General features: G+C 39.3%; 14 protein-coding genes. 6 read left to right on the top strand and 8 right to left on the bottom strand.

Annotated elements, in window-relative coordinates; genetic code table 11:
• Window positions 1-4 precede the first annotated feature (4 nt).
• From AC4NPH_RS20255 to aimA, 3 genes are all read left to right on the top strand, one after another.
• Window positions 5-457, top strand: a complete 453-nt coding sequence (locus tag AC4NPH_RS20255) for a DMT family transporter (protein WP_013057779.1) — start codon at window positions 5-7, stop codon at window positions 455-457.
• A 241-nt stretch (window positions 458-698) separates the two neighbouring features.
• Window positions 699-1,154, top strand: coding sequence for a hypothetical protein (locus AC4NPH_RS20250; protein ID WP_014459377.1), 456 nt, complete (start codon window positions 699-701; stop codon window positions 1,152-1,154).
• Window positions 1,155-1,547: 393 nt separating this feature from the next.
• Window positions 1,548-3,170 carry a glutamate/serine transporter AimA gene (gene aimA / locus AC4NPH_RS20245; protein ID WP_013057781.1) on the top strand — a complete coding sequence of 541 codons (1,623 nt, stop codon included), beginning with the start codon at window positions 1,548-1,550 and terminating at the stop codon, window positions 3,168-3,170.
• A 30-nt stretch (window positions 3,171-3,200) separates the two neighbouring features.
• Here aimA and AC4NPH_RS20240 read toward each other — a convergent pair whose 3' ends face one another.
• The 6 genes from AC4NPH_RS20240 to AC4NPH_RS20215 form a co-directional block, all read right to left on the bottom strand.
• Window positions 3,201-3,620, bottom strand: a complete 420-nt coding sequence (locus tag AC4NPH_RS20240) for an Rrf2 family transcriptional regulator (RefSeq protein WP_013057782.1) — start codon at window positions 3,618-3,620, stop codon at window positions 3,201-3,203.
• A 99-nt stretch (window positions 3,621-3,719) separates the two neighbouring features.
• Entirely contained in the window at window positions 3,720-4,364 is a 645-nt protein-coding gene (locus AC4NPH_RS20235; RefSeq protein WP_013057783.1) for a hypothetical protein, read from the bottom strand.
• Window positions 4,365-4,556: 192 nt separating this feature from the next.
• On the bottom strand, window positions 4,557-4,922 hold the full coding sequence (locus tag AC4NPH_RS20230; RefSeq protein WP_013057784.1) for a hypothetical protein: 366 nt from the start codon (window positions 4,920-4,922) through the stop codon (window positions 4,557-4,559).
• Window positions 4,919-5,224 carry an antibiotic biosynthesis monooxygenase family protein gene (locus tag AC4NPH_RS20225; protein ID WP_013057785.1) on the bottom strand — a complete coding sequence of 102 codons (306 nt, stop codon included), beginning with the start codon at window positions 5,222-5,224 and terminating at the stop codon, window positions 4,919-4,921. The genes AC4NPH_RS20230 and AC4NPH_RS20225 overlap by 4 nt, the downstream gene beginning before the upstream one ends.
• Window positions 5,225-5,388: 164 nt before the next feature.
• A complete protein-coding gene (ystJ, locus tag AC4NPH_RS20220; RefSeq protein WP_013057787.1) occupies window positions 5,389-6,621 on the bottom strand; it encodes an NADP-dependent malic enzyme in 1,233 nt (410 codons plus the stop codon).
• 258 nt (window positions 6,622-6,879) lie between these two features.
• Entirely contained in the window at window positions 6,880-7,677 is a 798-nt protein-coding gene (locus AC4NPH_RS20215; RefSeq protein ID WP_097812205.1) for an AAC(3) family N-acetyltransferase, read from the bottom strand.
• A gap of 342 nt (window positions 7,678-8,019) precedes the next feature.
• Here AC4NPH_RS20215 and AC4NPH_RS20210 point away from each other — a divergent pair, with 342 nt between their 5' ends.
• Window positions 8,020-9,024: a DUF3231 family protein gene (locus tag AC4NPH_RS20210; RefSeq protein WP_013057789.1), complete on the top strand. Its 1,005-nt coding sequence runs from the start codon at window positions 8,020-8,022 to the stop codon at window positions 9,022-9,024.
• Window positions 9,025-9,260: 236 nt separating this feature from the next.
• Complete coding sequence (locus tag AC4NPH_RS20205; protein ID WP_013057790.1) at window positions 9,261-9,791, top strand: GNAT family N-acetyltransferase; 531 nt, start codon at window positions 9,261-9,263, stop codon at window positions 9,789-9,791.
• A 40-nt stretch (window positions 9,792-9,831) separates the two neighbouring features.
• Here the strand turns inward: AC4NPH_RS20205 and AC4NPH_RS20200 are convergent, their stop codons facing one another.
• The gene (locus AC4NPH_RS20200; RefSeq protein ID WP_013057791.1) at window positions 9,832-10,581 is read right to left on the bottom strand and encodes an SDR family NAD(P)-dependent oxidoreductase; all 750 of its coding nucleotides are present in this window, start codon (window positions 10,579-10,581) and stop codon (window positions 9,832-9,834) included.
• Window positions 10,582-10,855: 274 nt separating this feature from the next.
• On the opposite strand from AC4NPH_RS20200, the gene AC4NPH_RS20195 reads away from it, so the two are divergent.
• The gene (locus AC4NPH_RS20195; RefSeq protein ID WP_013057792.1) at window positions 10,856-11,047 is read left to right on the top strand and encodes a hypothetical protein; all 192 of its coding nucleotides are present in this window, start codon (window positions 10,856-10,858) and stop codon (window positions 11,045-11,047) included.
• Window positions 11,048-11,098: 51 nt separating this feature from the next.
• Here the strand turns inward: AC4NPH_RS20195 and cysI are convergent, their stop codons facing one another.
• Window positions 11,099-12,820 (bottom strand): assimilatory sulfite reductase (NADPH) hemoprotein subunit, encoded by a 1,722-nt coding sequence (gene cysI, locus AC4NPH_RS20190; protein WP_013057793.1) that lies wholly within the window; start codon window positions 12,818-12,820, stop codon window positions 11,099-11,101.
• Between the last annotated feature and the right edge of the window lie 9 nt (window positions 12,821-12,829).

Genomic DNA, 12,829 nt, shown 5'->3' with positions numbered 1-12,829 from the left:
TACGATGAGTTTATTGATGGTGATACTTACCTTAATAGGAGGATTAACGCTAAGCGCTCAGTCTTCTATTAACGGTACACTAAGTAAAAAAACAGGTACGTTTGAAACAGCTTTTTTAACCTTTGCGACAGGTGCCATGATTTTAACGATTGTCGTTGTATTCTTTGGTCAAGGAAACATTCTCTCTGTTTTTGATGTCCCTAAATGGCAGCTTACCTGCGCCTTATTCGGAGCATCTTATTTATTTTTAACTGTTTTAGCTGTACCTAAAATTGGTGTAACAGCAGCTAATATCTCAACTGTTATCGGTCAGTTATTTGCAAGTATGATTATTGACCATTTTGGCTGGTTTGGAAGCAAGGAAGTACCCTTTGATCTATCTCGCTGGATTGGTGTAGCATTTATGCTATTAGCTCTTTATTTTATTTTTAAAGGCAATAAGAAAACAGCAGCATAAAATGTTCATGAAAATAGCCAAGTGTCCTTATGTAAAGGCACACTTGGCTATTTTTTGTACGTAAACCACATCTGAATTTTCAATCAATTATTTAGAACATATTTTATTTAAACTAAATTGATTTTAAATAAGGTAAATTCCACAAAAAAAATTGTGCATACCTTCCTGCCTTTGTTCAAAAGATAAAGAGGCAGATCTAGAAAATCAGCTACATAAACGAACAGGTAAGGTGGGTTTTTTCGTGGGAAAATTTTTATTTTTAGCAGCATTTGTCTTTTTTTGTTTTACGCTTTCCATTTCCGCAGAAGAAAATATACCAGAAGAAAATATAGAATCACACGTAAGTCAGCCTGTTGTAAAAGATTTTATTTATCAATCTCTTGAACCTTGGGTACATCAAGATATTACTTCTCATTATGAGAAGGTTTACGGTAAACAGCATAAAAAAGTAAAAGTTCGCCCGATTAAAAAAGATGATATCGGGATACAAATGGGTGAAATACAGCCCGGCAAAGGCGGTAAGTTCACTCATATTGTGCGGGTGAAAATCTTGAACTTAAAAGTAAAACCCGAGGGAGAAGATGAATTTTTTGCAACGGATACGCTTATTTATAAAGTGAATATCAACGAACTTTCTGCTGAAAATGATGTAGAAAACGTCGTAAAACTACTCGAGTATAAACATCAAGAAAGATAAAATTCCAACTCTCCCCCCTTTTGAAGGTATTTATTCCTCTATTCAAAGGGGGCTTTATTATGGAGTATGTTTTTTCTTCACGTATTTAGGGAATATAACTACCACTTATCCCCTAATTTTTTCATATTGCTAGTGCATAAGGTACGAAGTTGATAACTTTTTGTCGGATTGTATCTATTTCTGTAGGGTTTCCTGTAGGATAAAAAAGAAAGTAAAGCGCTTTAATTACCTTGGCAGAAAGGTTGAGGATAGCTGTCCTGCATAAATGGAAATCAATAGGTATCAAGAACTGCATGTAACGACAAAAGTTGACAACCAAAGATTTCAGAATAATAATAATAAAGCAACAACGTTTAATTGAAAGACTTATTTTATATGAAAGGTGTTAGTCAGATGAACAATTTACATCGAAGAATGGGAACATTCGCGTTAACCATGACGGGACTTGGATCAATTATTGGTTCCGGCTGGTTATTTGGAGCGTGGCGAGCAGCTCAAATTGCAGGTCCGGCTGCTATTTTATCATGGGTCATTGGAATGGTCGTTATTTTATTTATTGCACTTTCTTACAGTGAATTAGGATCCATGTTTCCCGAAGCTGGCGGGATGGTCAAGTATACGCAGTACTCGCACGGTTCGTTTATTGGTTTTATTGCTGCTTGGGCAAACTGGATTGCGATTGTATCCGTTATTCCAGTCGAAGCAGTAGCTTCTGTACAATATATGAGCTCATGGCCTTGGAAGTGGGCACAGTGGACAAGCCACCTCGTAGAAAAAGGAACGTTAACTGGCGAAGGATTAGCTATCGCTACTGTGCTATTGATTATTTACTTTTTACTGAATTATTGGACAGTTGGACTATTTTCCAAGGCCAACTCGTTAATCACTATTTTTAAAATTGTTATACCGGGACTTACAATTGGAGCACTTTTATTTGTAGGCTTTCACGGAGAGAACTTCACTTCTGGAAGCAGCATCGCACCAAACGGCTGGGCTAGTGTGCTAACAGCTGTTGCTACGTCTGGAATTGTGTTCGCTTTTAACGGCTTTCAAAGCCCCATTAATATGGCTGGAGAAGCAAAGAATCCTGGAAGAGCTATTCCGATTGCGGTTGTAGGCTCAATTTTAGTGGCTACAGTCATTTATTTGCTTCTTCAAATTGCTTTTATCGGTGCGGTAAACCCTTCTGATATTGCCAAGGGATGGAGTCATTTAAATTTCAACTCTCCATTTGCAGATTTAGCCATTGCGCTTAACATCAACTGGCTTGTAATTGTCCTGTATGCAGATGCGTTTGTTTCACCATCTGGAACAGGTATTACGTATACAGCTACTACTGCTCGAATGATTTATGGTATGGAACAAAATAAATATTTGCCAAGTGTTCTAGGACGCCTTCATCCTATTTATGGTGTTCCGCGTCAAGCCATGTTTTTTAACTTAGCTGTTTCTCTTGTCTTTTTGTTTTTATTTCGGGGCTGGGGCGTGCTTGCTGAAATTATTTCAGTCGCTACGCTTATTTCTTACATTACAGGTCCTGTTACAGTTATGACGCTAAGACGAACTGGAAGCGATTTATATCGTCCCCTTCGTTTAAAAGGATTAAGCATTATTGCGCCGCTCGGCTTTATTTTTGCTTCATTAACGCTATATTGGGCGCGCTGGCCGCTAACTGGACAAGTTTTGTTTATTATTTTAATCGGCCTGCCTATTTATTTTTATTATCAGGCAAAGGCTAAATGGAAAGGCTTTCGACAGAACTTCAAAGGCGGCGTATGGATGGTTGTATACTTACTTTGTATGATGACTATTTCATGGCTTGGAAGCGAAAAGTTTGGGGGCCTTAATGTCATTAAATATGGATGGGATATGGGAATTATTGTTGTTGTTTCTCTTCTCTTCTACACATGGGCTTTAAAAAGCGGCTTCAAAACAGAGTATTTAGAGAATGGAAGGAAAGTAAATGACGGCTTAAAAGCAGCAGCGGCTGAAACAGCCGCTTCCGAAGAGTCGTAACAAAAGCACCTTGCATGAGCAAGGTGCTTTTTAGTGAGCAGTTCTAACTTTTTTCAGCACGTCTTCGATCGTAATTTGATCTAAATGCCTGATTACGCTTTGCTCACTCTCTGTAAAAATGTCGTCCATCACTGTTTGAATGTTTGATTTCACAATACAGTCAGCGTCAGGGTCGCCGCTGCACCAGTGAGGCTTCAGCGTTCCTGTTGATATAACTCGGTAAATCAATCCAAGACTTATTTCAGCAGGACTGCAGCCTAAAGTATAACCGCCGCCTAGCCCTTCTTTTGTCCGAACCAAGTTGTTTTTTCTGAGTGTACTCATTATTTTCCGAACCCGTGCAGGATTGGTACAGATGTTATAAGCAATCGATTCACTGCTTGCTCGGTGATCTGGTAAATTTGCTAGGAACACTAAGCTGTGCACGGCAATGGTAAATTCACTGTTCATCTTCCATAAACCACCTTTTTTCTTTCTCTACTGTAACGTTAAGTGACACAGTTGGAAAAGTCAAGAGAGCAAGGAGGGAAAGAAGAACTGTAGCTTTATTTATTCACGGTCTTCTTTTTCTATACTTTCTACTTCATTAGCTGAGTTGATTTCAAGGTATACCGTCTTTTCTTTTAAACTGCCCTTTTCTTCTTTTTCAAAGTCTGTGCTTTTTTGATACGTTTTTTTGCCGTTTGGAACTTTTACCGTTATATGTTTGTTACTTTCTTCTATAAAAACACCTACAATTTTACGTTCGTCTCCATCTTGTTCATACACGCCATTTTTATCTGCTTTTGCTTTTGGAGTTAATTCAATACTAGTTGCTTCTTGTTTAGCTGCGTCAATTTCAGCTTCTACTTCTTTATTAATCATATCTTTTAGCTGTGAGCCTTCCACTTCCATCCCAGAGCTTTTTGGTACTTTAACGAGTTGATCATCGATATTCAGCGTCATTTCTTTTTCAGCGTCTTTTTTTAACGTACCGATCAAGTCAAAATCTTCATCTTTCCCCTTTTTAATGTCTGGGTCGCTCGAATACTGCTGTAGCTTTGTCAATTCTTGACGGTCTTCAATTAGTTTTTCCTCCGCTTTATGATTATCAGATTTTGTCTTGTTAGCTGGTTCACCTGAACAAGCTGCCGCACTTCCAATCATACATAGAGTAATTAAGAACAGGATTCCTTTTGTTAGCTGTTTTTGCATATGTATTCTCCTTTTTCTTTTTTATTTCCACCTTTATACATATGTAAAACAAAAAAAGTGAGACATAACTACATACAGGAAACCTACGTTCACCCTACCCATGAAAAAATCCGAACAGATTGAATTCTCTAACAAGAATCAAACCCGTTCGGATTTCCCTTCAACTAAAGCACTTTTGTCCTAGCCTCTTTTTTAAAGCTGCTGTTGCTTCAGTATATGATTTGCTTCTTCTAAGTAAGTCACATACGCCTGTACTTGTTTATCACCGTAATTATCTAATTCAAACAGCGCTTCTTGTATAAAATTAAAATTATCAATAATATGCTGTGTTTTCATGCCTCTACTTGTGAGTAAATTGTTTAACCATAAGGCATAGTCCGTAAAAATTTTCAGGTTGTCTAACTTATATGTTGTCTCAAGATACTTCATATGATAATGATTATCTTCATGGCATCTTTCTTTACCGCGCTCTCCGAATTTTTCGAGCAAAGAAGGTTCTAACTCGTAGATTTTCTCCGTTACTCTTTCGACGATCTTATTAACGGGAAGTGAACTCATCGTGCCACCACTTTGTACTGAGAAACTTTTGGGATGACGGCTGCCAGTTCTTGATCAGGGTACTTTTTCTCTAAATCATGAATACGCTTGAAATCTTCGCTTCGTACCCAGCTTAAATAATTCTCTTTCGTATCAAATGTAAGCTGAACGGTGAGCTCCCCTGCTCGCTTATCGTTTTGAAGAAGTAGAAAGTCTACAAATCCTGGAGCCTCGTCGACTGATTTTGAACGATTTTTATAAATTCCAATCACTTCTTCAGCTTTTTCATCCGGTACATTAAATGTTGAAAATACGGTGTACATCTTTGTTCCTCCCTTTATGATACAAAACCTGGGTTCTTTTCTCTTTATTGTACATCATATGGGAGATGAAATGGTGTTACGTTTAGATTTCACAGCGGTTACAGCAGATCTTTAAAACAAAAAGCCCTTTGAAACAGCGTTTCAAAGGGCTTTTTTACCCGTTATTAGTTTTCGATTTTTGTTAATTGTTCTGTATGTGTTTTTACACGTGCTGGATCAATTGTAATGCGGGCAACGCCTGAATCCATTGCCGCTTTTGCTACAGACTCTGCTACAGCTGGCGCTACGCGAGGATCAAATGGTCCAGGGATAACGTAATCTGCGTTTAGCTCTTCTTCTGTAATAAGGGCTGCAATTGCTTCAACAGCAGCTTTTTTCATTTCTTCGTTGATATGAGTAGCGCGAACGTCTAATGCACCGCGGAAAATTCCAGGGAATGCAAGAACGTTATTTACTTGGTTAGGGAAGTCTGAACGACCTGTTCCAATAACAGCCGCTCCTGCTTCTTTTGCAGCGTCTGGCTTGATTTCTGGATTAGGATTTGCCATCGCAAAGATAATTGCATCTTCATTCATTGATTTAACCATCTCTTGAGATAATGCATCTGCTGCAGATACACCGATAAATACATCTGCGCCTTTAATTACATCGCTTAGCGTACCGCTTTCTTTGTTTACGTTTGTATAAGAAGCCACTTCAGCTTTCACTTTGTTCATACCTTGAGAGCGGCCTTCATAAATAGCACCTCTCGTATCACACATAATCATGTCACGTACACCGTAAGAATAAAGAAGCTTTGTAATGGCAATGCCGGCAGCTCCTGCTCCGTTTAAGACGATTTTTAAGTCTTTCATTGATTTATTGACAATTTTCAGTGCATTTACAAGTCCTGCTACCGTTACGATTGCTGTGCCGTGCTGATCATCATGGAACACAGGAATATCTACTTCTTTTTTCAGGCGCTCTTCAATTTCAAAGCACTGTGGAGCTGCGATATCTTCTAAGTTAATGCCTCCGAATGTATGAGCCATTAATTTCACAGTTTCAACAATTTTATCTGTATCTGTTGTATCAAGTGTAATTGGGAATGCATCTACGCCTGCAAAGCTTTTAAATAAAATTGCTTTTCCTTCCATAACGGGAAGTGAAGCCGCAGGTCCGATGTTTCCAAGGCCAAGAACAGCGGTACCATTTGTCACAACGCCGACCATGTTTCCTTTCATTGTGTAATCATACACCGTTTCTGGATGTTCATGAATTTCTTTACAAGGTTCTGCTACTCCCGGAGAGTAAGCTAAGCTTAAATCTTGAGCGTTTTGAACTTCAACTTTTGATTTAACTTCTAACTTACCTTGTTTTTCTTGATGCATATGTAGTGCTTGATCACGTAGTGACATAATTGTATTCTCTCCTTTTTTTCTATACATTTAAATTTTTTAATGAATTTATTTAACACTTGCTTTTTATCTCCATAATTGTAAGACAACCTGACCGAATAAATTCACAGACAAGTGCCATTATGAAACAAGGAACATAAAAAGTAAACTATCTTGCTTGAATGACTTCTGCGCTTGTTTAATTTAGATTCCAGAGGGGGCGCTGGCTCTCACGTTAAGTTGTCTGATATACAGACAACTTTAAAAGCATACAACCACTTACTGTAGCGCTTTCAAATACGTTTCAGCAAAATCGACGGCTTTAGGCATTGAAAAGAAGTATGCAAGTGCTGAACCGATTTTTTCAGCTTTTATTCCTTTTGCTTCAATAAACGCTTCACCTATCTTTTCAAACAGCTCTTCTCGAAACTCTAATTCTTTATATGTCTTCCATACTCGCTTTCCTGCATCCATAACTGGAGACTCTTTTTGAATCACGTTTCGATATGGAATACGATATTCCGCTAGATGAAAAGAAGTATTGTTCCCAAACCCGACACCTAATAATAAAACAAAGGCATGTTTTTTGTAAAGCCTTTCAAGAGGAGAATTTTCGCCTAAACTGAATTCAAGGGGATGATCTCTTAAGAGGTCTTCGCTGTCCTTTCCCCAAGCGGCGAATGAATACATTGGATGGCTGCTTCTTCTTACGCCAGAGTACGTTCGAAAAGTTTCCACGATTTGTCCCATCCCGCTTGTTGGCGTGTGGGCCGGATCATATGCAGGCATCGTTTCCCGAATAGTTTCCCACCACTCTTTTGGCACAGCCGGATTGCCCCATTCTGATGGATCCGAAAGATCGACCGACTGTGACGGCATCACGATCGTTCCTTCCTCTGTCACTGTCTCCATTAAAGCTTGAACAACGGCTACTGAACCTCCGTTTACCCACCCTAATGAAGATAGCGAAGAATGAACGATGATAGTCATCCCTTGTGTTATGCCTAACCTGCGTAAATCTTCTTTTAATGTGTCTTTCGTTCTAGGATGATCTGTTGCTTGGACAATGTGCTTCATCGTAAGCTCCTTACTTATAGTGCTGCGAGAATGTGTTGCCGAACTCTAGCAATATATGTAAAACTTATGTTTCCATAATAGTAAGAATAACATCAATTGTCAAATTATTTAAAGTAATAGAAAAACTTAGTTTTATTCATATCAGTTATCATACAACTGACTTGTTGGTAAGCTTTATTTCCTTCAATTATCTTACTATAATAACGGCTAATGAAGCTTTTCAATAAATAAAAAAGAAGAATATTCCTATAAATAAAAAAGAAGAATATTCCTATAAATAAAAGAAATACTAATGAAGCTATAAATATTTACCTATCACTATTTTCAGGAGGAATGTGTACAATGAGCACATCAAAACTTCCGCCGCTCACGTCCTCGGAGCTTGCTAACTTATGGATGACTTATCAGGAAAAAACGATGATTTTGAGGTTTCTAGAATATTTTCTGGAAGATAAACAAGATTACAAAGAACTTTTTGAGCTATATTATAGCCGATCTTTAAAACGTGTAGCTCGAATTAAAGAAATATTTGAGAACGAAGGCGCTGTTATCCCAATTGGTTTTACGAAAGATGACGTGAATATAGGAGTTCCTAAACTATATGACCACATGTTCGAAGTCATGTATATACGCTTAATGTCTCAAATTGAAACAGGACTGTTTGCTTTGCATTCGACCATGTCTTACCGAGAAGATGTCCGAAATTTCTTCGTAGAGGCAACAGCAGAAGCACAGGACATATACAATCAATCCACACAAGTATTGTTAGAAACGGGTGTCATCGCAAAACCCCCATACGTTTCTATGCCTAAGGAAGTCCATTTTGTCCATGAACAAAATTATATAGGCGGATTGAGCTGGTTTAGCGAAAAAAGATCGCTGAATACCATTGAAGTGTCACTTATTCAACATGCTGTTGATACAAATCTTGTAGGAATGCAGCTGATGATTGGTTTTGCTCAAGTGGCCAACAACAAAGAAGCACAGCAGCATTTTGTCAGGGGTATGAAGCTTTCGAAGAAAATTGAAACAGAACTAGGTGATATTTTACGCCATAGCTACATAGAACCCCCGGCTACTCATGCCGGAAAAGCGACGAATTCAACCGTTCCTCCTTTTTCAGATAAGCTGATGATGTACAATACGAGTCTGTTGAGTACGTTCGGTCTGGGGAGTAATGCTTTAGGAGGAGCCTTTAGTTTAAGAAGTGATTTGCCATTAAAGATGCTCCAGCTTGCAAAAGACATTTACAGTTTAGCGAAAGAAGGCGGCAAAATTATGATTCAAAACGGATGGCTTGAAGAGCCTCCTCAAATTGAAGATCGCAATCAGTTAACTAAAAAATAGGTTCTTTCCTACAGGAAAGCTAGCTGCTCTACGTGCAGCTAGCTCTATTTGTTTTTTTAGTATACTGTTTTTAGTGCTAGTATGTAACAACTGTTTGCGTTATTTAGAAGTTTTTCCTGTCTTTTTCTCAGTCGTTTAGCTCGTATTTCCACTTAATTTATAACAGAAAAATAAAATAAAAGGTATTTTCTCTGAGCTGACGAAATCTTTCTATATAAAATAGAAAGGAGAAAAGTATGTTTCCTATTCTTCTTACACCTCGCACTACACTGCGTGAAATAACAGAAGTCGATGCAGATACTATTTTTGACTGCTTCTCTCAGAAAGAAGTTATTAGATATTACGGGCAAGAAAAATTCACAACTATTCAAGAAGCTCTGGTTCTGATTGATATTTTTGCTGAAAATTACAGAAATCAAAAAGGCATGCGCTGGGGAATTGAACGGCTCGATACGGGAGAATTAATTGGGACAGTTGGATTTAATCAGTGGAACCAAAAGCATAAGCGCGCGGAAATTGGCTATGAGCTGCACCCTCAGCACTGGGGTCACGGCTATGCTTCGGAAGCTGCTTCGGCTGTTATGGCTTATGGCTTTGATACCCTTCAGCTAGTGCGGATTGGAGCTGTTGTGTTTCTTGAAAACAAAGCATCACAGCATGTGCTTGAAAAGCTCGGGTTTCAAAAAGAAGGAGTGTTAAAAAACTATATGTATCAAAACGGAAAAGCTCACGATACGTTTGTTTATAGTTCCCTGCCTACTACATAATAAAAAAGGATTCTTTTCTTAAAAAGAATCCTTTTTCCTTTTATTTAAATGCCGCATACCCATCATCAGCCATGATGACGCTGCCGTTTACAGCTCCCGCTTCTTCTAAGGAAAGCAAATAAACCATATCTGCAATTTGTTTTGGTGTAGTGAGCTCCCTGCTCATCGTTTTAGCTTTCATTCCTTCAATCATACCGTTGTCTTTATAGCCTTGAATAATGGGCGTATCAACAAATCCTGGCGCAATGGCGACGACACGAATACCGTATTTAGCGAGATCTAGCGCAGCTGATTTCGTCATCATCACAACAGCTCCTTTTGTTGCGTGATAGGCATAGGTACCGGGTGAGGCTAAGAAGCTAAAAATAGATGCCGTATTGATAATGACGCCTTTAATACCTAACTCTCTCATTTTCCTGCCCGCTGCCATAATCCCATATGTAACGCCGTGCTGATTCACGTCAATAATACGATGATATTCTTCTAAGTCTTGATCTAAAATAGATGTAGGGCGTCCAATACCTGCATTGTTAAACATCACGTCAATTCGCCCAAAGCGGTTCACAGTTTCCTCAATCAGCGCTTCCACTTCTTCAAACTTTGTGACGTCTGTTTGCACAAATAAAGCGCTCCCTCCAGCTTCTTCAATTTTTTGAAGGGTCTCTTTTCCTTTCCCTTTATCATAATCAGCAATGACCACCGCGTCTCCTTTTTGCGCAAACTTTAAGGCAGTTTCTTTGCCAATTCCGCTTGCTCCCCCTGTAATAACCACTACTCGTTTTTGCTGCATGTTTCTCCCTCCTTGATAAAAATTCCTTTCTTTTACATTATAGCATTCTTTTTTTCTGCCAGCCGTTTCTATTGATCACCTCATTGCTATGAAATCAGCCGAGTTAGGCATAGGTGAACGCCTTTTTTAATAAAAATCAGCGTGTGTACAAGCAGTCTGCCATTTTTTGCATTTACTATAGTGTAAGGAGGTGATGGCTATGCATGAACACACAGGTAATGTATCTATCCCACGTCCTCCGGATGTGGTGACAATTCTGTGAGAGCGAAATCCTTTGGATAGACAAGCCCCTCGTACTGTCGTAGAAGCAACGGTAATCGGCAGCGCAAATCCTTGCGGACGCTTGTTAGCTCAAGGTCAGCGCTACCGAAGTGCAGCACATTGTTTACTTGATAACGGATTTGAACAAATTACCGCTGAAAGATTAGGAGTATTTGGAGTAGCAGTATTTGTTAGAGAATATTAAAATAGAAAAAAGGGACCTTTCTGTAAGTTTAGAAAGGTCCCTTCATACGTATTATGCGTGGAAATTCGTGCCGTCTGTTACAGCTTCGATTACACCAGCGCGGATGACATAGTCACCAAAGTGCTCGCCTTCTTCTCTCTCTTTTGCATAGCGAGGAAGTAAGACGCGCAGTTCGTTTAAGATTTGTTCTTCACTGATATTTTCACGGTACATTTTACTTAAGCGGCTTCCATCAAATGCTGCTCCAAGATACATATTGTATTTGCCCGGTGCTTTACCGATAAAAGCAATTTCACCTAAAGCAGGACGTGCACAGCCGTTAGGACAGCCCGTCATACGAATGGTGATTTCTTTATCGCGAAGGCCGTTTTCATCTACAATTGCTTCAATTTTCTCAAGAAGAACTGGGAGATAACGCTCAGCTTCCGCCATAGCAAGCCCGCAAGTTGGAAGCGATACACAAGCTAATGAGCTGCGGCGCAGAGCCGAATAATGCTTGCCGTCAGTTAGTCCATATTGTTCGATGAGGTCACTAATTTGTTTTTTCTTTTCAGTTGATACGTTCGCGATAATTAAATTTTGATTGGCCGTTAAACGGAAATCACCGCTATGAACTTTTGCAATTTCACGAAGACCCGTCATAAGCTTATAGTCTTCAAAGTCAGCAATACGTCCACCTTGAACAAAAAGAGTAAAGTGCCATTTTCCTTTTACACCTTTTTCCCAGCCGTAGCGGTCGCCGTTATGATCAAAGTGATAAGATTTTGCTTCGTCTAAGCTCCAGCCCAGACGATTTTCAAGCTCTTCTTTTACCGTTTCTAATCCAAGACGATCAACCGTGTATTTAAAACGCGCGTTTTTACGTACAGAGCGGTTTCCATAATCACGTTGAATCGTAATGACTTTTTCAGCTACTTCTAGAATTTGATCAGGTCGACAGAACCCAATCACTTTTGCAAGCTGAGGGTAAGTTGCTTTATCTCCGTGCGTCATACCCATACCGCCACCGATTGCTACGTTAAACCCAACAAGTTTCTCGTCTTCTAAAATGGCAATAAAGCCAAGGTCTTGTGAATACACGTCAATATCGTTAGACGGTGGAACAGCTACGCCAATTTTGAACTTTCTTGGCAAATAGAGCGGACCATACATTGGTTCCACTTCTTCTTCCACTTCCGGTGTGCTGATCACTTTCTCTTCATCTAGCCAAAGTTCGTGGTACGCTCTTGTACGAGGCAATAAGTAATCACTTAATTTTTTTGACCATTCGAATACTTCAGCGTGCACTTCTGACTGATACGGATTCGGATTGCACATTACGTTACGGTTTACATCTCCGCAAGCTGCAATTGTATCTAATAAAGAAGCATGAATTTCTTGAATCGTTTTCTTCATGTTCCACTTTAAAATTCCGTGCATTTGGAATGCCTGACGAGTTGTCAGCTTTAACGTTCCATTTCCGTATTTTTGTGCTAAATCATCCATCACTAGCCACTGTTCTGGTGTTGAAACACCGCCTGGCGTACGGACGCGAAGCATGAATTGGTAAGCTGGCTCTAGCTTTTGTTTTTGACGTTCATTACGAAGATCTCGGTCATCTTGCAAGTAGCTTCCGTGGAACTTCATCAAACGATTATCGTCTTCAGAAATACCTGAGCTGATGCGGTCGAGCATTGTTTCTCCTAATGTACCGCGCAAATAATTACTTTCATCTTTTATGCGCTCAACGTCACTTGGAGGACCTTCGGGCGCTTTTAAAATTTTGTTTACCATGTTGAAAAT

This window comes from Priestia sp. MDV22-iso46 (assembly GCF_058629175.1).
This window is presented reverse-complemented; position numbering and strand designations above follow the sequence as displayed.